14 protein-coding genes are annotated in these 18,744 nt (G+C 71.8%); 12 read left to right on the forward strand and 2 right to left on the reverse strand.

Annotated elements, in window-relative coordinates; translation table 11 throughout:
• Nucleotides 1-426: 426 nt before the first annotated feature.
• On the forward strand, nt 427-3,459 hold the full coding sequence (locus NQO67_RS02735; RefSeq protein ID WP_255945911.1) for an alpha-mannosidase: 3,033 nt from the start codon (nt 427-429) through the stop codon (nt 3,457-3,459).
• 367 nt (nt 3,460-3,826) lie between these two features.
• On the opposite strand, the gene NQO67_RS02740 is transcribed toward NQO67_RS02735, so the two are convergent.
• Nucleotides 3,827-4,537 carry a FadR/GntR family transcriptional regulator gene (locus NQO67_RS02740; protein WP_255945913.1) on the reverse strand — a complete coding sequence of 237 codons (711 nt, stop codon included), beginning with the start codon at nt 4,535-4,537 and terminating at the stop codon, nt 3,827-3,829.
• Nucleotides 4,538-4,768: 231 nt separating this feature from the next.
• On the opposite strand from NQO67_RS02740, the gene NQO67_RS02745 reads away from it, so the two are divergent.
• The 8 genes from NQO67_RS02745 to NQO67_RS02780 are packed head-to-tail and all read left to right on the forward strand — an operon-like array spanning nt 4,769 to nt 12,950.
• The gene (locus NQO67_RS02745; protein WP_255945915.1) at nt 4,769-5,881 is read left to right on the forward strand and encodes a sugar ABC transporter substrate-binding protein; all 1,113 of its coding nucleotides are present in this window, start codon (nt 4,769-4,771) and stop codon (nt 5,879-5,881) included.
• Nucleotides 5,878-7,509: a sugar ABC transporter ATP-binding protein gene (locus NQO67_RS02750; RefSeq protein WP_255945917.1), complete on the forward strand. Its 1,632-nt coding sequence runs from the start codon at nt 5,878-5,880 to the stop codon at nt 7,507-7,509. The genes NQO67_RS02745 and NQO67_RS02750 overlap by 4 nt, the downstream gene beginning before the upstream one ends.
• The gene (locus tag NQO67_RS02755; RefSeq protein WP_255945918.1) at nt 7,502-8,539 is read left to right on the forward strand and encodes an ABC transporter permease; all 1,038 of its coding nucleotides are present in this window, start codon (nt 7,502-7,504) and stop codon (nt 8,537-8,539) included. Before NQO67_RS02750 ends, NQO67_RS02755 begins: the two co-directional genes overlap by 8 nt.
• Before the next feature lie 38 nt (nt 8,540-8,577).
• Nucleotides 8,578-9,927, forward strand: a complete 1,350-nt coding sequence (locus NQO67_RS02760; protein WP_255945919.1) for an L-fuconate dehydratase — start codon at nt 8,578-8,580, stop codon at nt 9,925-9,927.
• The gene (locus NQO67_RS02765) at nt 9,924-10,721 is read left to right on the forward strand and encodes an SDR family NAD(P)-dependent oxidoreductase (RefSeq protein ID WP_255945920.1); all 798 of its coding nucleotides are present in this window, start codon (nt 9,924-9,926) and stop codon (nt 10,719-10,721) included. The genes NQO67_RS02760 and NQO67_RS02765 overlap by 4 nt, the downstream gene beginning before the upstream one ends.
• 5 nt (nt 10,722-10,726) lie before the next feature.
• The gene (locus tag NQO67_RS02770) at nt 10,727-11,773 is read left to right on the forward strand and encodes an aldo/keto reductase (protein WP_255945921.1); all 1,047 of its coding nucleotides are present in this window, start codon (nt 10,727-10,729) and stop codon (nt 11,771-11,773) included.
• Nucleotides 11,770-12,084 carry an L-rhamnose mutarotase gene (locus NQO67_RS02775; protein WP_255945922.1) on the forward strand — a complete coding sequence of 105 codons (315 nt, stop codon included), beginning with the start codon at nt 11,770-11,772 and terminating at the stop codon, nt 12,082-12,084. Before NQO67_RS02770 ends, NQO67_RS02775 begins: the two co-directional genes overlap by 4 nt.
• A complete protein-coding gene (locus NQO67_RS02780) occupies nt 12,081-12,950 on the forward strand; it encodes an amidohydrolase family protein (RefSeq protein ID WP_255945923.1) in 870 nt (289 codons plus the stop codon). The genes NQO67_RS02775 and NQO67_RS02780 overlap by 4 nt, the downstream gene beginning before the upstream one ends.
• 226 nt (nt 12,951-13,176) lie before the next feature.
• Here NQO67_RS02780 and NQO67_RS02785 read toward each other — a convergent pair whose 3' ends face one another.
• Nucleotides 13,177-14,595: a lipase maturation factor family protein gene (locus NQO67_RS02785; protein WP_255945924.1), complete on the reverse strand. Its 1,419-nt coding sequence runs from the start codon at nt 14,593-14,595 to the stop codon at nt 13,177-13,179.
• Nucleotides 14,596-14,766: 171 nt separating this feature from the next.
• Here NQO67_RS02785 and NQO67_RS02790 point away from each other — a divergent pair, with 171 nt between their 5' ends.
• The 3 genes from NQO67_RS02790 (at nt 14,767) to NQO67_RS02800 (ending at nt 18,664) form a co-directional block, all read left to right on the forward strand.
• Entirely contained in the window at nt 14,767-16,842 is a 2,076-nt protein-coding gene (locus NQO67_RS02790; RefSeq protein ID WP_255945929.1) for a SpoIIE family protein phosphatase, read from the forward strand.
• 102 nt (nt 16,843-16,944) lie between these two features.
• Nucleotides 16,945-17,805 (forward strand): Fpg/Nei family DNA glycosylase, encoded by an 861-nt coding sequence (locus NQO67_RS02795; RefSeq protein ID WP_255945930.1) that lies wholly within the window; start codon nt 16,945-16,947, stop codon nt 17,803-17,805.
• A 91-nt stretch (nt 17,806-17,896) separates the two neighbouring features.
• On the forward strand, nt 17,897-18,664 hold the full coding sequence (locus tag NQO67_RS02800; RefSeq protein WP_255945931.1) for a LytR/AlgR family response regulator transcription factor: 768 nt from the start codon (nt 17,897-17,899) through the stop codon (nt 18,662-18,664).
• Nucleotides 18,665-18,744 lie beyond the last annotated feature (80 nt).

Genomic DNA, 18,744 nt, shown 5'->3' on the forward strand with positions numbered 1-18,744 from the left:
TTCCGTGAATGCAGGATGGGCGTGCCGTCGGCCGGGCAGTACCGTCCGTGGCAGAGCCGTATCCGACCGCCGGAGCGTCCGTTCCTCACCGGATGCACACCGGCCCTCCTCGACCACCGACCCCAACGACCCGCCCGTCACGTCCCCTTCCCCCTTCCCGCGTCCCACCGAGCACCGTCCTCAGCGACTCAGCGACCGAGTAAGTCAGCGAGTCACGGACCAGCGAGTCACGGACCAGCGAGTCACGGACCAGCGAGTCATGGGTCACGAACCGGTGAGCCGGCGACCACGGCCGCGCTGGCCTGCGCCGACTCGTACGCCGACTCGTATCGGACCGCACTATCCATCCCACCCGTCCCGCCAGCCTCACCGGTCCCACCACGGAAACACCCGACAGCACCCCAGCAACGCAACGGAGCATCCTTCATGCATGACGACCGCACACTGGTCGAGTCCCGGCTCAGGCGTGTCCTCGACGAGCGCATCAGGCCGGCCGTGTATCCGCAGTCCGTGCCCCTCGACGTGGCGGTGTGGCATGCCCCCGATGAGCCGGTGCCCGTAGAGGAGGGCCTGGCGGCCGAGCCCGAGCCGATCTCCACCGGCGAGCGGTGGGGTGCCCCGTGGGGTACCAGCTGGTTCCGCGTCACCGGCACCGTCCCGGCCGACTGGGCGGGCCGCACCGTCGAGGCCGTACTGGACCTCGGCTTCCACCAGGCCGGGCCCGGATTCCAGTGCGAAGGCCTGGTCTACCGCCCCGACGGCACCCCGGTGAAGGGCGTGCACCCGCGCAACCAGTGGGTGCGCATCGGGTCCCCCGTCGAGGGGGGCGAGCAGGTGCACCTGCACATCGAGGCCGCTTCCAACCCGGACATCATGGGCCCCGTCCCCTTCACACCCACCCCGCTCGGCGACAAGGGGTCCGCCGGCAGCGACCCGCTGTACACGCTGGGCCGCATGGAGCTCGCGGTCTTCGACGAGACCGTGTGGCAGCTGATCACCGATCTGGAGGTGGCCGGCGAGCTGATGCACGAGCTGCCGCTGGAGTCGCCGCGCCGCTGGGAGCTGCTGCGCGCCGTGGAGCAGACCCTGGACGTGGTCGACCTCCAGGACGTGAACGGCTCCGCCGCCGCGGCCCGGTCCCGGCTGGCCGGGGTGCTCGCCGAGCCCGCGGTGGCCTCGGCGCACCGCATCAGCGCGGTCGGCCATGCGCACATCGACTCGGCCTGGCTGTGGCCGCTGCGCGAGACGGTGCGCAAGGTCGCCCGGACCGCCGCCAACATGACCGCGCTCATCGAGGACGAGCCGGACTTCGTCTTCGCCATGTCGCAGGCCCAGCAGTGGGCGTGGATCAAGGACCACCGGCCCGAGGTGTGGGCGAAGGTGAAGAAGGCCGTGGCCGAGGGGCGGTTCGTGCCGGCCGGCGGCATGTGGGTGGAGTCCGACACCAACATGCCCGGCTCGGAGGCGATGGCCCGGCAGTTCGTGCACGGCAAGCGGTTCTTCCTCGACGAGTTCGGCATCGAGAACGAGGAGGCCTGGCTGCCCGACACCTTCGGGTTCGCCGCCGGCCTGCCGCAGATCATCAAGGCGGCCGGCAGCAAGTGGCTGCTCACCCAGAAGATCTCCTGGTCGCAGACGAACTCCTTCCCGCACCACACGTTCCGCTGGGAGGGCATCGACGGCACCCGGATCTTCACCCACTTCCCGCCCGTGGACACCTACAACTGCGAGATGTCGGGCCGTGAGATCGCCCACGCGGTCCGCAACTTCAAGGACAAGGGCAGGGCACGGCACTCGCTGGCGCCGACCGGCTTCGGCGACGGTGGCGGTGGCACCACCCGTGAGATGGTCGCCCGGTCGGCGCGGATGGGCGGCCTGGAGGGCGCGGCGAGCGTCGTCTGGGAGACCCCGAAGGAGTTCTTCGAAAAGGCCGAGGCCGAGTACCCCGAGGCGCCCGTCTGGGTGGGCGAGCTGTACCTGGAGCTGCACCGCGCCACCCTGACCAGCCAGGCCAAGACCAAGCAGGGCAACCGTCGCAGCGAGCACCTGCTGCGCGAGGCCGAGCTGTGGGCCGCCACCGCCGCCGTGCGCACCGGCTTCGCCTACCCCCACGAGCAGCTGGACCGGCTGTGGAAGACGGTGCTGCTGCACCAGTTCCACGACATCCTGCCCGGCTCGTCCATCGCCTGGGTGCACCGCGAAGCCCGCAGGACGTACCAGCAGGTGGCCGAGGAACTGCACGGCATCATCGCCGGCGCGCAGCGGGCGCTGGCCGGCGAGGGCGACCTGCCGCTGGTCTTCAACGCGGCACCGCACGCACGCGACGGGGTGCCGGCCGGCGGCGCCGCGGTGCCGGCAGACCGCGCCCCCGTCACCCTCTCGGCACGCCCCGACGCCGGCCACGTACTGGACAACGGCCTGCTCCGGGTGGAGATCGACGGACACGGTCTGGTGGTCTCCGCGTACGACCTGGCGGCCGATCGCGAGAGCATCGCACCGGGACGGGCGGCGAACCTGCTCCAGCTGCACCCCGACTTCCCCAACATGTGGGACGCCTGGGACGTCGACGCCTTCTACCGCAACTCCGTCACCGACCTCGTCGCAGCGGACGAGGTGGTGGCCGACGCGGGTCCGGGGGAGGACGGGGCCGGTCCGCGGGTGCGGATCGTGCGCTCCTTCGGCAGCTCCACGGTCACGCAGGTGCTGACGCTGGCTGCGGGCGAGTCGCGACTCGACATCGCCACGGAGGTCGACTGGCACGAGACGGAGAAGTTCCTGAAGCTGGCCTTCCCGCTCGACCTGCACGCCGAGCGGTACGCCTCCGAGACGCAGTTCGGGCACTTCTACCGGGCCACCCACACCAACACCAGCTGGGAGGCCGCCAAGTTCGAGGCCTGCAACCACCGCTTCGTCCACCTGGACGAGCCCGGCTGGGGCGTGGCGCTGGTCAACGACTCGACCTACGGCCATGACGTGACCCGCACGGTGCGCACCGACGGCGGCACCACCACCACGGTACGGGCCTCGCTGCTGCGCGCCCCGCGCTTCCCCGACCCCGAGACCGACCAGGGCGTGCACCGTTTCCGGCACGCGCTGGTACCGGGCGCGGCGATCGGTGACGCGGTGCGCGAGGGCTACCGCATCAACCTGCCCGAACGGCACACCGGCGGCGCGGCCGAGGTTGCACCGCTGGTCACCGTCGACGACGACGTCGTGGTGGTCACCGCGGTCAAGCTGGCGGACGACGGCAGCGGGGATGTCGTGGTGCGGTTCCACGAAGCGCTCGGTGGGCGGGCGAAGGCGGTGGTCACGGCGGGCTTCCCGGTTGCCGCCGTGACCGTGACGGACCTGTTGGAGCGTCCGTTGGCCGACGCCACGGGGCCGGACCGTGACGGAGATGCGATCTCCGTCGCGCTGCGCCCGTTCCAGCTGATGACCCTCCGCCTACGGCGGGCGTGAGGGGGGCGCCTCCGGCGCCACATAAGGGGCGCGGGGAACTGCGCGCTCAGCTCCCACCGGCCGAGTGGTCCGGCTGCGACAGAAACAGCCCCACCGGGACGGTGACGACCTGACGGCCTCGTCGTGGCCGGTCGCGCAGTTCCCCGCGCCCCCCTTTATTGCGCCTGCGGCGCTCCGTCAGGGGCGCGGCGAACTGAGCGAGTAACCCGCCACCGGCTGGTGGTCCGGCGACGGCCGAGACTGCCCCTTTGGTGCGGTGGCGACCTGCGGGCCTCGTCGTGGCCGGTCGCGCAGTTCCCCGCGCCCCTTTTGGCGCTTTCGGCGCCCCGGCGCCCCGGCGCCCCCCGGCAGGGAGGGCTGCGCGGTCTCAGCCGTCCAGCTGGCCCTTGAGCCACTCCTCGACGCCGCCGACGTGCGCGGCCGCCGCGGCGCGCGCCGCCTCGGGATCGCGTGCCGCCAGCGCAGCGTAAATGCGCTCGTGTTCGCGCCGGGTGCGCTCGAACGCGCCTTCCTGCTGGTAGCCGCGCCACACCCGGGCACGGAAGGTGCGCGAGGAGAGGCCCTCGAGGATCGCCGCCATCGTGTCGTTGTCGGCCGCCGCCGCGATGGCGCGGTGGAACGCGAGGTCGTGGGCGACGATGCTTTCCCAGTCGTCGGTGGCGCTCATCGCGGACAGATGCTTGTCGACCTCGGTGAGCTGGTCCGGGGTGATGCGCGCGGCGGCCAGCGCGGTCGCCGTGGACTCCAGGATCCGCCGCACCTCCATCAACTCCACCAGCGCCGGACCCCGGGACAGGTCCGCGACCACCCCGAACGTCTCCAGCAGGTCCTCGGCCTGTAGCCGGGTCACGTAGATGCCCGAGCCGTGCCGGGCCTCCAGCATGCCCATCACCGTCAGCGCCCTGATCGCCTCCCGCATGGAGCTACGCGAGATGCCGAGCTGCGCCGCGAGCTCACGTTCCGTGGGCAGCCGTTCGCCGGGCTCCAGACGACCCTCGGCGATCATCGCCTTGATCTGCTCGATGGCGCGCTGCGTCACCGTGCCCTTCTGCGGGGCGCTCTCGGCGCTGTGGTTCACGCAGGTCCTCCCGTTGCCTTGAGTGCGGCGCAGTCTAACGACGATGTGGTCCGACCACTAGAAAAGACGGCATGGAGTCTTCGCAGGAAAACGGCGAAAACTTCCCGACAGAGGGTGTTGCCATAGTTGAGTGGTCTGATAAATATTCGTCCGGCCGGGGTTGGACGCCCGGCCGGGCGCGCGGTCTGCGCGCGTTCGCTCCCGTTCACCGCGAGTGAGGAGTGCCGTCAGATGGCCGGCAGGACAGTGCGGAACAGGCGAATCACATCGCGGGCGGTGGGGGTACCTCCCACGTCCTTCAGGCAGTGGGGGAGTGCAGTGGCGGTGGCCGCCTGCGCGGCCCTCGTGCTCACGGCGTGCGGCAGCACCAACGACACCGGCGCGGCGAAGGGCGGCGGAGACGGCAAGGGCAACGGCAAGGTGGGCGTCATCCTGCCGATGCTGACCTCCCCGTTCTGGCAGTCGTACAACGACTACGTGCCCAAGATGGCGAAGTCCGAGAAGGTCGACGCGCTGCGCACGGTCAACTCCAACGGCGACCCCTCGCAGCAGATCACCGACATCAACAACCAGCTGAACGAGGGCGTCGAGGGCCTGGTGGTCGCCCCCCTGGACAGCGCCGCGATCTCCGCCGGCCTCGACCAGGCCGACCGCAAGGGCGTCCCGGTGGTCGCCGTCGACGTCGCGCCCGAGAAGGGCAAGGTCGCCATGGTGGTGCGCGCCGACAACGTCGCGTACGGCAAGAAGGCCTGCGACTACCTCGGGCAGCACGTCAAGAGCGGCAAAGTCGTGCAGATCATGGGCGATCTGGCGTCCGTCAACGGCCGGGACCGCTCCGAGGCGTTCCGCACCTGCGTCAAGAAGAAGTACCCGGACCTGAAGGTCCTGGAGATCCCGGCGAAGTGGGAGTCCGACGCCGCGGCGTCCAGGCTGGACACCCTGCTCAACGCCAACCCCGACATCAAGGGCATCTACATGCAGGCCGGCGGCGTCTACCTGGCGCCCACCCTGCAAACCCTGAAGTCGAAGGGGATGCTGAAGAAGGCGGGGCAGAAGGGCCACATCACCATCGTCTCCAACGACGGCATCCCGCAGGAGTACGCGTCCATCCGCAAGGGTGAGATCGACGCCACCGTCTCGCAGCCCGCCGACTCCTACGCCAAGTACGGCATGTACTACATCAAGGCGGCGATGCAGGGGAAGACGTTCAAGCCGGGCCCGACCGACCATGACTCGGTCATCGTCAAGCTGCCGAACGGCATCCTCGAAGACCAGCTGCCGGCGCCGCTGGTCACCAAGAGCAACGTCGACGACCCGAAGCTGTGGGGCAACACGGTCAAATGAGCGACGCGAGCAGTTCCGCATCCGCCACGCCCGCCGTCTCTTCGCCGCCGCCGCTCGCCGAGGCCCGGGGCATCGTCAAGCGGTACGGCCCCACCGTCGCGCTCGCTGACGGCCGGCTGAGCGTGCGGCCCGGCGAGTCGCACGCCCTCGTCGGACGTAATGGCGCGGGTAAATCCACGCTGGTCAGCGTGTTGACCGGGCTTCAGGCGCCGGACGCGGGGACCGTCTTCTTCGACGGTGAGCCGGCGCCGCAGCTCGCCGACCGCAGCGCCTGGCGGCGCAGGGTGGCCTGCGTCTACCAGTACCCGACCGTCATTCCGGAACTGACCGTCGCCGAGAACCTCTTCCTCGCCGACATCCACCTGACCCGGCCGTCCCGGCTCCGCCCGGGCCGGGCCGCCCGGCAGCGTTCCGCCGAGTCCGCCGAGTACGCAGCCGCGGCCCGTCGCACCACCGGCCGCGGCGGTCTGCTCAGCTGGCGCAAACTCCGTGCCGAGGCCGCCCAGGTCCTGGAGACCTGGAACGTCCGGGTGGACCCCGACGTGCGCACCGCCGAGCTCAAGGTCGAGGACCGGCAGATGGTCGAGATCGCCAGGGCGCTGAGCTTCGGCGCCCGCTTCATCGTCCTGGACGAGCCGACCGCGCAGCTCGACAAGCGCGAGATCGAGCGGCTGTTCACCCGTATGCGGGGGCTGCAAGAGGCCGGCGTCACCTTCCTGTTCATCTCCCATCACCTCCAGGAGGTCTACGAGGTCTGCCAGACGGTCACCGTGCTGCGGGACGCCCGCTGGATCACCACCGCGCCGGTCGCCGAACTCGGCCGGGCGGAGCTGGTGGAGGCCATGGCGGGCGAGCGGATCGCCGACCGGGTCGACGAGGCGCGCGATGCGGTGCCCGACGAGGCACCGGTGGTGCTCGCGGTCGAGGGCCTGGCGGGCGAGGCGTACGACGGCGTGGACCTGACCGTGCGCCGCGGTGAGGTCGTCGGTCTCGCCGGCTCCAGCGCCAGCGGCAAGATCGAACTGGCCGAGACCCTGGCCGGCCTGCACACCCCCCACCAGGGCAGCGCCGAAGTGTCCGGCAGCCGGCTGCCGTTCGGCGACGTGCAGGCCGCGTTGCGGGCCGGCGTCGGCTGCGTGCCACGCGACCGGCATGAACAGGGCCTGGTCAAGAGCATGACCATCGGTGACAACACCACCATGAGCGTCCTCGAGCGCCTCGGCCGCTACGGGTTCGTCGGCACCGAGCGGCGCCGCTCGGTCGCACGCGACCTCATCAAGCGGCTCGACATCCACACCCAGGGCCCCGACCAGCCGGTCTCCGACCTGTCCGGCGGCAACGCCCAGAAGGTCGTGATGGCCCGGGCGCTCGCCTCGGATCCCAGCGTGCTGGTGCTGATCAACCCCACCGCCGGGGTCGACGTGAAGTCCAAGGAGTCCCTGCTCGCGCGGGTGGACAGCGCACGCGAGGACGGCACCGCCGTGCTGGTCGTCTCCGACGAGCTCGACGACCTGCGGCGCTGTGACCGCGTGCTGGTCCTCTTCCACGGCAGGGTCGTCGCGGAGCACGCCGCCGGCTGGAGCGACCGCGAGTTGATCGCCTCGATCGAAGGAGTAGACGTTGGCTGACACGAAGGCCCCGTCGGCCTCGGACACCCCCAGGAAGGATCGGGACGCCGACCGCGCCGCGGCCCGGTCGGTGCTGCTGCGCCGGGCCCGTGAACTCGCCCTCGTTCCGGCGCTCGTCCTGCTGCTGGTGCTGGGCGCGATCGTCAACGACTCGTTCCTGACGCAGCGCAACCTCATCTCCATCCTGGGCGCGTCCGCCGCGCTGGCGATGGTGGTGCTCGCCGAGTCGCTGGTGCTGATCACCGGCAAGTTCGACCTGTCGTTGGAGTCGGTCGTCGGTATCGCGCCCGCCATCGGTGCGCTGCTGGTGCTGCCGGCCGCCCAGTCCGGGTTCGGCACCGAGCTGCCGACCGGCGTGGCGCTGCTGGTGATCCTCGCCGTCGGCGCGGCCATCGGCGCCTTCAACGGCATCCTCGTGGTGAAGTTCCGGCTGAACGCCTTCATCGTCACGCTGGCCATGCTGATCGTGCTGCGCGGCCTGCTCGTCGGCGCCACCAAGGGCAAGACCCTCTTCGGCCTGCCCGATGCCTTCTACACGCTCGCCACCAGCACGTTCCTGACCGTACCGGTCTCCGTGTGGCTGGCCCTGGCCGCGTTCGGGGTGGCCGGCCTGATGCTGAAGTACCACCGGTGGGGGCGGGCGCTGTACGCGATCGGCGGCAACGCGGACGCGGCGCGCGCCGCGGGCATCCGGGTCGAGCGCGTCATGCTGGGCGTGTTCGTCGTCGCCGGCACCCTCGCCGCCGTCGGCGGGCTGATCCAGACGGGCTACGTCGGCGCCATCAACGCCAACCAGGGCCAGAACATGATCTTCACGGTCTTCGCGGCCGCGGTCATCGGCGGCATCAGCCTGGACGGCGGCAAGGGCACCATGTTCGGCGCGCTCACCGGCGTCCTGCTGCTCGGCGTCGTGCAGAACATGCTCACGCTGGCCCAGGTCCCCTCGTTCTGGATCCAGGCCATCTACGGCGGAATCATCCTGATCGCCCTGGTGATCGCCCGTGTCACCACCGGCCGCGCCCAGGACTGACGCCGCGCACGGAAACACCCCAGACCGAAAGGCCTCCTGTGACCCCGACCGGTACAACCGACGCCCGCATCACCGCGGTCGACACCTACGACATCCGTTTTCCCACCTCCCGGGAGCTCGACGGCTCCGACGCCATGAACCCCGACCCGGACTACTCGGCCGCCTACGTGGTGCTGCGCACGGATGCGGCGGACGGCCTGGAGGGGCACGGCTTCACGTTCACCATCGGGCGGGGCAACGACGTCCAGGTCGCCGCGATCGACGCGCTGCGCGAGCACGTGATCGGGCGGCCGGTGTCCGCCGTGTGCGCCGACCCCGGCTCGGTGGCACGCGACCTGACCGGCGACAGCCAGCTGCGCTGGCTCGGTCCCGAGAAGGGCGTGATGCACATGGCGATCGGCGCGGTCGTCAACGCCGCCTGGGACCTGGCCGCCAAGCGCGCGGACAAGCCGCTGTGGCGGCTGCTCGTGGAGGCGGACCCCGAGTGGCTGGTGGACCAGGTCGACTTCCGCTACCTCACCGACGCGCTCACCCGCGAGGAGGCCCTGGACCTGCTGCGCCGGGGCCGCGAAGGGGCGGCCGAGCGCATCGAACGGCTGCTGGAACGCGGCTTTCCCGCCTACACCACCGGGCCCGGCTGGCTCGGCTACAGCGACGAGAAGCTGACCCGGCTCGCCACGAAGGCCGTCGCCGAGGGCTACACCCAGATCAAGCTGAAGGTCGGTGCCGACCTCGAGGACGACATCCGGCGCTGCCGGCTGGCGCGCTCGGTCGTCGGCCCCGATGTGCGCCTCGCCATCGACGCCAACCAGCGCTGGAACGTCGACGAGGCCATCGAGTGGACCCGGGCGCTCGCCGAGTTCGACCTGTACTGGGTGGAGGAGCCCACCAGCCCCGACGACATCCTCGGCCATGCCGCGATCCGCCGCGGCGTCGCTCCGGTGAAGGTCGCCACCGGCGAGCATGTGCAGAACCGCGTCATCTTCAAGCAGCTGCTCCAGGCCGGCGCCATCGACATCATGCAGATCGACGCCGCCCGCGTCGGCGGCGTCAACGAGAACCTGGCGAACCTGCTGCTGGCCGCCAAGTTCGGCGTCCCGGTCTGCCCGCACGCCGGCGGCGTCGGCCTGTGCGAGCTGGTCCAGCACCTGTCGATGTTCGACTACGTGGCCCTGGCCGGCACCACCGACGACCGCATGATCGAACACGTGGAGCACCTCCACGAGCACTTCGTCGACCCGGTGGTGGTCGTCGACGGCCACTACCGTGCACCGTCCGCGCCGGGTTTCTCCGCCACCATGCGGCCCGAGTCGATCGCGGAATACACCTATCCGGGCGGCGCCTTCTGGGTCGCCGACCTCGCCGAGCGAAAGGATTCAGCGGCATGACGGACGACCCGACGGGCGCCCAGGAGTTCACGGGCTACAAGGCCCTGGTGACCGGGGGTGCCTCGGGCATCGGCCGGGCCACCGCCGAACTGCTGGCCCGGCGCGGCGCCCACGTCGCGGTGCTCGACCGTGACCCCGCAGACCTGCCGGAGACCGGCGGACCGCTCGTCGCGCACCGTGCCGACGTCACCGACGACGCCTCCGTGCGCGCCGCCGTCGGTGCGGCGACCGACGCGCTCGGCGGCCTGGACATCGTGGTCAACAACGCCGGCATGGGCGCCCAGGGCACCGTCGAGGACAACGACGACGCCGAATGGCAGCGGGTCTTCGACGTCAACCTGCTCGGCATCGTCCGCACCACCCGTGCCGCCCTGCCCCACCTGCGCGCCTCCGCCGCGGCCGGCCGCGCACCCGCGATCGTCAACACCTGCTCGATCGCCGCCCTCGCCGGACTGCCGCAGCGCGCCCTCTACAGCGCCAGCAAGGGCGCCGTCTACGCGCTCACCCTCGCGATGGCCGCCGACCACGTCCGCGAGGGCATCCGGGTCAACTGCGTCACGCCTGGCACCGTCGACACCCCCTGGGTCGGCAGGCTGCTGGACGCCGCCGACGATCCGGTCGCCGAGCGGGCCGCGCTGGAGGCCCGGCAACCCACCGGGCGCCTGGTGACCGCCGACGAAGTGGCCGCCGCCATCGCCTACCTGGCCGGGCCGCACTCCGGTTCCACCACCGGCACCGCACTCGCCGTGGACGGCGGCATGCAGGGGCTCAGGCTGCGGCCGGCCGGCCGGTGAGCGGGGTGGACGCGCAACCGGTACAACCGGCGCTCCCGGTACGGACCCTGCGCTCGGGGCCGGTGGCGATCACCGAGCTGGCCTTCGGCGGTGCCGCGATCGGCGGTCTCTTCACGCCGGTCGACGACGAGGCGGCCCGCGGCGCCATCGACGCCGCCTGGGAGGCCGGCATCCGGTACTTCGACACGGCGCCGCACTACGGCATCGGCGTGTCCGAGCGGCGTCTGGGCGCCGCCCTGGCCGACCGGCCCCGGGCGGACTTCACGCTCTCCACCAAGGTGGGACGGCTCCTTCAGCCGGTCACCGGCGACCCGGTGGGCGACGACCTCGCGGACGGCTTCGCGGTGCCCGCCACGCACCGCAGGGTGTGGGACTTCAGCGCCGACGGGGTACGCCGCAGCCTGGACGAGAGCCTGGCACGCCTGGGCATGGACCGGGTCGACCTGGTCTTCCTGCACGATCCGGACGACCACGGCGAGCAGGCGTTCCGCGCGGGCTATCCGGCGCTGGAGCGGCTGCGCGCGGAAGGCGTGGTCGGTGCGATCGGGGCCGGCATGAACCAGACGGCCATGCTCACCCGTTTCGTCCGCGACACCGACGTCGACGTGGTGCTGTGCGCGGGCCGCTACACCCTGCTCGAACAGCCGGCGCTCGCCGACCTGCTGCCCGCGGCCGAGCAACGCGGCGCCTCCGTGGTCGTCGGCGGCGCCTTCAACTCCGGGCTGCTCGCCGACCCGCGGCCCGGCGCCACCTACAACTACGCCGCCGCGCCCGCCGACGTGCTGGAGCGTGCGCTGCGCCTCAAGGAGGTGGCCGGGCGGCACGGCATCAGCCTGCGGGCTGCGGCCCTGGCCTTCCCGCTGGCCCACCCGGCGGTCGCCGGCGTGCTCGTCGGCGCCCGGTCGGCGCAGGAAGCACACGACTGCGTCACCCAGTACGCGACGGCGGTGCCCGCGGACTTCTGGGCCGAGCTACGGGCCGAGGGGCTGCTGCCCGACGAGGTGCCGGTGCCCCATGCGGCCACCGGCGGAGAGGAGAACCGGAACCGATGAGGGTCGCCCTGCACACCACGGTCCGTGCCGAGCGCATCGAGGAGTACGAGGCGGCACACCGCGCGGTCCCCGTCGAGCTGACCGACGCGATCCGTGCCGCGGGCGCCACCTCCTGGACGATCTGGCGCAGCGGCACCCACCTCTTCCACCTGCTGGAGTGCGAGGACTACGCTCGCCTGCTCGACCAGCTGGAGAAGCTTCCGGTGAACGTGGCCTGGCAGGCGCGGATGGCGGGGCTGCTGGACGAGAACCACGACTATTCGCCCGCCGGCGCGGACGCCGGCCTGCCGATCGTATGGGAGCTGCCATGACCGCGCAGGGGGGAACGGCCCCGCTGGACGGCGCGATCCTCGACGCACACCACCACGTCTGGGACCTGTCCGTCCGTGACCAGGACTGGATCACCGGGCCGAAGATGGCCCCGATCCGGCGGAACTTCAGCCTCGACGACCTCGCTCCCCAGGCACAGGCGCAGGGCGTCACCGCGACGCTGGTGCAGACGGTCACGGTGGCCGAGGAGACCCCGGAGTTCCTGGCGCTCGCCGAGGGCAGCGACCTGGTCGCCGGGGTGGTCGGCTGGACCGACCTGACCCGCCCGGACGTCGCCGAGACCCTCGCGGGGCTGCGGGCGGTGCCCGGCGGGCGGCACCTGGTCGGCATCCGCCACCAGGTGCAGGGCGAGGACGACCCGCAGTGGCTGATGCGCACCGATGTGCGGCGTGGTCTGACCGCGGTCGCCGACGCCGGCCTCGTCTACGACCTGCTGGTGCTGCCGCACCAGTTGCCCGCCTCCGTGGCGGTCGCCGCCGCGCTGCCCCAGCTCACCTTCGTCCTGGACCACCTGGGCAAGCCCAACATCGCCGCCGGTGACCTGGAGCCCTGGGCCACCCAGGTGAAGGCGCTCGCCGCCCTGCCGAACACCGTCTGCAAGCTGTCCGGCATGTTCGAGTCCACCTGGGACTCCTGGACGATGGACGACCTCCGCCCGTTCGCCGACACCGTGCTGGACGCCTTCGGACCCAGCCGGGTGATGTTCGGCTCCGACTGGCCGGTGAGCACCCTGGCGGAGAGCTACGCCGTCGTGGTCGACACGGCGCTGCGGCTCACGGCACACCTGAGCCCTGCGGAGCGGGCGGAGATCTTCGCGGGGACGGCGACGCGGGTGTACGGCCTGTGAGCGTTCGCCCGGGGCGGTGCTCTGGGGCAGGGGCGCGCACGGCGCACATATGGGGGCGCGGGGAACTGCGCGACAAGCCACGACGAGACCGTCAGGTCGCCACCGTCCGAAAGGGGCTGTTCCTGTCGTGTCCGGGCCGCCGGGCCACCGGGCCACCGGGCCACCGGGCCGCCGGGCCGCCGGGCCCCGGGGAAGGGGGCTCAGGGACCGAGGGGCTCGGGGCCCGTCAGGGCCCCGTGTCCAGCCGCGTCGGCGGCCAGTACTCCCGCACGAACGTGCGCTCCCAGCACGCCCCGGTCGCCCGCAGCTCGGCCGGTGTGGTGAAGCGGTAGCGGTACAGGCGGGCCCGCACCAGGCGGGGCGGCCGGTCCGCGGGGAAGGGCGAACGGTGCAGCAACCGCAGCGTGTCACGATCGCCTTCGAGCAGACGTTCGAGTAGTCCGCCGAACCAGGAGCGTGCGTAGGCCGGGGAGAGCCCGGCGAACCACATCATCCAGTCGAGTCGCAGGTGGTAGGGCGCGAACTGGCGCGGCCAGCGCCGCGGGTCACCGGGCTTGCCCTTGAACTCGTACGCCTGCCAGTCGTCGTCCGAGCGCGGTACCGCCTCCGCGGTGCCCTCCACGACGACCTCCTGGCGGACGCGGCTGACGCTGCCGAAGGCGCCGTAGGTGTTCACCAGGTGCAGCGGGTCGAACGAGTAGTTCATCAGCTGACGGCGGGAGAACAGATTGCGCGCCGGTCGCCAGCTGAGCACCAGGATCAGCGCGGTGACGGCGAGGACCACGGCCTCGTACCAGGCGGGGGCGGCGGGTTGGGTGCGCTCGCCGGCGATCGGTGACAGGTCGAGCGCGGCGAGGGCCACCACGATGGTGATCCAGTTCAGCCAGGCGAAGTTGCCCGAGGCCACCAGCCACAGCTGCGTGACGATCATCAGCGCGGCCGCCACCGAGGCGACCGGCTGCGGGGTGAACAGCAGCACCGGGACGATCAGCTGGGTGACGTGGTTGGCGGCCACCTCCACCCGGTGCAGGGGCCGTGGCAGCCGGTGGAAGAGCCAGCTCAGCGGACCCGGCATGGGCTGGGTCTCGTGGTGGTAGTCCAGACAGGTGAGCCGGCGCCAGCACGCGTCACCGCGGATCTTGATCAGGCCGGCGCCGAACTCGACCCGGAAGAGCGCCCAGCGCAGCAGGAACAGCAGCACGATCGGTGGCCCCACCCGGCCGTTGCCGAGCCAGATCGCCAGGAACCCCACTTCGAGCAGCAGCGACTCCCAGCCGAAGCCGTACCAGGTCTGGCCCACGTTCACGATCGAGACGTACAGCGCCCAGGGCAGCGCCCACAGCAGCAGCGCGCCCCACAGCGGCAGCTCCCCGTCGGCGCCCGCGAGCAGCGCCAGCGCCACCGCGCAGCCGGTCCACGCGCAGCCGGCGAAGAACCGGTCCGAGTAGTGCGCGTGGAAGACGCTCGGTGCGCGCCGGAACGGCACCTGCGCCACGAAGGCGGGGATGGGCAGCATGCCGCGGCTCCCCAGCAGCGGCCGGAACTGCCGCGCCGCCGCCAGGAAGGCCACGAGGTAGATCGCTGCCAGACCGCGCTGGAAGACCAGCCGGCTCAGCCCGTAACCGTCGGCGGTGAACCAGTCCATGCACCCCAGTGTGACGTTGAGTCACGCTGGGGACGTCACCGATCACCGTAGTCATGGGTTCGCGCCGGCCTGAGATCGGCAGCCGGCAGAAGGTATGAAAGTTGTATAAACTTCGCATTTGGAGGAGCGGGGAAGAGGCGCGAGAGTCGGTGACTGCGGCAAGGTGGCCCCATGACTGAGCGGGGAGCGATGACCCCGACACCCCCGGAGGACTGGCCCGCCCACCCGGACCCGATCCTGGCGCTCAACGGCATGGGCACCTTCGACTGGGACCTCGACAGCGGGCGGATGTACGTGGACGCCAAGGGTTACCAGATCCTCAACGTGCCGCCGGAGGAGTACGACGGGATCGCCTTCAACCTGGGTGCGCTGCTGCTGCCCGCCGAGGCGGCGCACATCGACACGGTCATGTCGGACGCACTCAAGAGCGGCGCCCCGCACTACGGCGCCTACTTCCGGGTCCGTGACGACGACGGCACCCTGCGCTGGGCCCACACCCAGGGCTACATCCGCCGTGACGACAGCGGTCGGCCGCGCCGCATCCTCGGCGTGTTGCGCGATGCCACCCGCGAACTCGACGAGGTCGCGGCACGCCCTGACCACACTCCCCGGGGCGAGGAACAGCAGCGGCGGACCAGCGTCGTGCAGCGCACCACCGCGGCGCTCGCCCACGCCCGCACCGTCCAGGACGTCATCGACGTCCTCCAGGACGGCGACCGCCTGCTGAACCTCGGTGCGTCCAGCCTGGTCATGGGGCTGGTGGAGGCCGGCAGCATCCGCCTGGTCACCGAGGGCGCCCAGGGGTACACGGTGCCCGGAACCGAGGTCAACCGGATCGAGGAGCCGTACCCGATGACCGAGGCGGTGCGCACCCTGAAACCGCGGTTCGTCGAGTCGCCGGACGACTTCGCCGCCTCCTACCCGATCCTGTGGCCGCACCTCTCCCACCTCGGCATCACCTCGGCCGCCTATCTGCCGCTCATCGTGCAGGCCAGGCCGATCGGGGCGCTCGGGCTCATCTACCTCCACAAGACCGGCTTCTCCGACGAGGAGCGCAACGTCCTGCTGGCCCTGAGCAGCAGCATCGCGCAGTGCCTGCAACGGGCGATGTTCTTCGAGCACGAGCGTGACCTCGCGTCCGGCCTCCAGCAGGCCATGCTGCCGCGCACCATCCCCGAGGTGCCCGGCGCGGAGATCGCGGTCCGCTACCGTTCCGCAGCGCTGGGCCGCGACATCGGCGGCGACTGGTACGACGTGATACCCCTGCCCGGCGGCCGGCTCGGCGTGGTCATCGGCGACGTCCAGGGCCATGACACGCATGCGGCGGCCGTCATGGGCCAGCTCCGTATCGTGCTGCGCGCCTACGCGACCGAGGGCCACACCCCCGCCGCCGCCATGGCCCGGGCCTCCGCCTTCCTCCACGAACTCGACACGGAACGCTTCGCGACCTGCCTCTACGCCGAGATCGACCTGGCCACCGGCGTGCTGCAACTGGTGCGCGCCGGCCATCTGAACCCGCTGCTGCGGGGGACCGACGGCTCCTGCCGGCGGCTGCCCGTGCAGGGCGGGCTGCCGCTGGGTCTGGCCACCGAGTTCGACCAGCTCGCCTATCCCGTGGTCACCATGGAACTCGACCCCGGACAGACCCTGCTGCTGTGCACCGACGGGCTGGTGGAGCACTCGGGCAACGACCTCGACGACGGACTGCAATCGCTCATCACCATGATCAACACGGCGCCGAAGGAGCTGCCGGACCTCGCCGACCTGCTGACCGACTCCTTGGACGCGGTGCGCGGCAAGGACGACATGGCGCTCCTGCTGCTCCGCCGCCGCGCCACCGAGGCGCCGCAGCTCGGCGGACGGCTGCAACAGCACGTCCCGGCCGGCGACGCCGAGGCGCTCGCGGAGGCCCGGCACATGATCCGGGCCGCGGTGCAGGCCTGGAGCACCGGGGAGCGCGCCGACGAGATCGAACTCGTCGCGGGCGAGCTGATCAACAACTCCCTCATCCACACGGGGGGCGCCGCCGTGGTCACCCTGCGGATGCTCGCCGGCTCGGAGCGGCGACTGCGCATCGAGGTGGAAGACGGCTCCAGCGCGCTGCCGCGCCGCCGGGAGGCCGGGGAGTCCGGGCTTTCCGGGCGTGGCCTGCTGCTGGTGGACCGGCTGGCGGACGTGTGGGGCGTGGAGTCGCGGGGCAGCGGCAAGTGCGTGTGGGGCGAGTTCGTGGTGCCGCCGCGGGAGTGACCGCCACCGGGTCGGGCGATGCCCCGCCGGCCGCCATGCCGGGTCCCTGCACCGACGCGCACGGCAAGCCGCCGCACCGCACGCGGTGGCACCCTGGGAGCCATGCCCGAACTCCCCGAGGTCGAAGCGCTCAAGGACACCCTGCGCTCCCGGTTGACCGGCCACGCCATCGTGCGGGCGCTGCCGACGGCGGTGAGCGTCCTGAAGACGTACGACCCACCCGTCACCGCCCTGGAGGGCCGCACCGTCACGGCGGTGCAGCGGCACGGGAAGTTCCTCGACGTCGATGCCGGCGGACTGCACCTGGTCGTCCACCTGGCCCGCGCCGGATGGCTCCAGTGGCGCGACCGCCTGCCCGACGGTCCGCCCAGGCCGGGCAAGGGCCCCCTCGCGCTGCGCGTGGCGCTGGACACCGGCGAGGGCTTCGACCTCACCGAAGCAGGGACGCAGAAACGTCTCGCCGTCTGGGTGGTGCACGACCCCGGGCAGGTACCCGGCGTCGCCCGGCTCGGCCCCGATCCGCTGGCCGCCGACTTCGACGTCGACACCCTCGCCGGACTGCTCGCCGGCCGGCGCCAGCAGGTCAAGGGCGCGCTGCGTGACCAGAGCCTGATCGCCGGGGTCGGCAACGCCTACAGCGACGAGATCCTGCACGCGGCGAAGATGTCCCCGTTCAAACCGACCGCACGGCTGACCGCCGACGAGGTGCAGACCCTCTACACGGCGCTGCGGGACACCCTCGTCCCCGCGGTGGAGCGGGCCCGCTCGGTCACCGCCGGACGGTTGAAGGCCGAGAAGAAGAGCGGCCTGCGGGTGCACGGACGCACCGGCGAACCCTGCCCGGTGTGCGGGGACACGATCCGCGAGGTGTCCTTCAGCGACTCCTCGTTGCAGTACTGCCCGACCTGCCAGACCGACGGCAGGATCCTCGCGGACCGGCGGCTGTCACGGTTGCTGAAGTAGCGCGGCGGACCGGCCGCGGCGGCGACCCGATCACCGGCGCGCCGCGACAAGCCGCACGGCCGGCCCGCTCGACCCTCTACACTCCACCCGCATGCTGCGCGTACTGGCGGTGGACGACGAGGAACCCGCACTCGCCGAGCTGCTCTACCTGCTGCGGGCCGACGACCGGATCGGGCACGCGGAGGGGGCCACCGACGCCACCGAGGCACTGCGGCGCATCGGCCGCGCACTGGACGCGGAGTTGCGCCAGGGCGGCGCCGACGACACCTTCGACGTGCTCTTCCTCGACATCCAGATGGCCGGGCTCACCGGCCTGGACGTGGCCCGGCTGCTCGCCGGCTTCGCACGACCGCCACTCATCGTGTTCGTGACCGCCCACGAGGACTTCGCGGTGCAGGCCTTCGACCTCAAGGCCGTGGACTACCTCCTCAAACCGGTGCGCAGGGAGCGGCTCGCCGAGGCGGTCGGCCGGGTCGTCCACCAGATCGCCGTCACCCGGCCCGCCGACCCCCCGCCGACCGTCGGCGCCGACCGCATCCCCGTCGAGCTCGGCGGCGTCACCCGCCTCCTCGCCGTCGGGGACATCACGTACGTCGAGGCGCAGGGCGACTACGCGCGGTTGCACACCCCGAACGGCAGCCATCTGGTGCGCATCCCGCTCTCCACCCTGGAGGAGCGGTGGGCGCCCCACGGATTCGTCCGCATCCACCGCAGCCACCTGGTCGCGCTGCACCGCATCGACGAGCTCAGACTGGACGGCGGCGGCATGAGCGTGCGCATCGGCGGAGCGGAGCTGGCGGTGAGCCGCCGGCACACCAGCCGGGTGCGGGAGCTGCTGATGCGGCGCCCGGAGGGCTGAGGCAGGGGCACGCCCGGTCTTCGCCCCACGGTCCCCGCCGGTACGCGGGTGCGCCGGGGTCTGCCCCGACCGTCGCCCTT

This window comes from Streptomyces odontomachi (genome assembly GCF_024435355.1).
GTDB lineage: Bacteria > Actinomycetota > Actinomycetes > Streptomycetales > Streptomycetaceae > Streptomyces > Streptomyces odontomachi.

Coding starts and splice junctions, on each gene's coding strand:
- NQO67_RS02735 (WP_255945911.1), top strand. CDS start 427: ATGCATGACGACCGCACACTGGTCGAGTCCCGGCTCAGGCGTGTCCTC.
- NQO67_RS02765 (WP_255945920.1), top strand. CDS start 9,924: ATGACGGACGACCCGACGGGCGCCCAGGAGTTCACGGGCTACAAGGCC.
- NQO67_RS02775 (WP_255945922.1), top strand. CDS start 11,770: ATGAGGGTCGCCCTGCACACCACGGTCCGTGCCGAGCGCATCGAGGAG.
- NQO67_RS02750 (WP_255945917.1), top strand. CDS start 5,878: ATGAGCGACGCGAGCAGTTCCGCATCCGCCACGCCCGCCGTCTCTTCG.
- NQO67_RS02745 (WP_255945915.1), top strand. CDS start 4,769: ATGGCCGGCAGGACAGTGCGGAACAGGCGAATCACATCGCGGGCGGTG.
- NQO67_RS02800 (WP_255945931.1), top strand. CDS start 17,897: ATGCTGCGCGTACTGGCGGTGGACGACGAGGAACCCGCACTCGCCGAG.
- NQO67_RS02780 (WP_255945923.1), top strand. CDS start 12,081: ATGACCGCGCAGGGGGGAACGGCCCCGCTGGACGGCGCGATCCTCGAC.
- NQO67_RS02790 (WP_255945929.1), top strand. CDS start 14,767: ATGACTGAGCGGGGAGCGATGACCCCGACACCCCCGGAGGACTGGCCC.
- NQO67_RS02795 (WP_255945930.1), top strand. CDS start 16,945: ATGCCCGAACTCCCCGAGGTCGAAGCGCTCAAGGACACCCTGCGCTCC.
- NQO67_RS02785 (WP_255945924.1), bottom strand. CDS start 14,595: ATGGACTGGTTCACCGCCGACGGTTACGGGCTGAGCCGGCTGGTCTTC.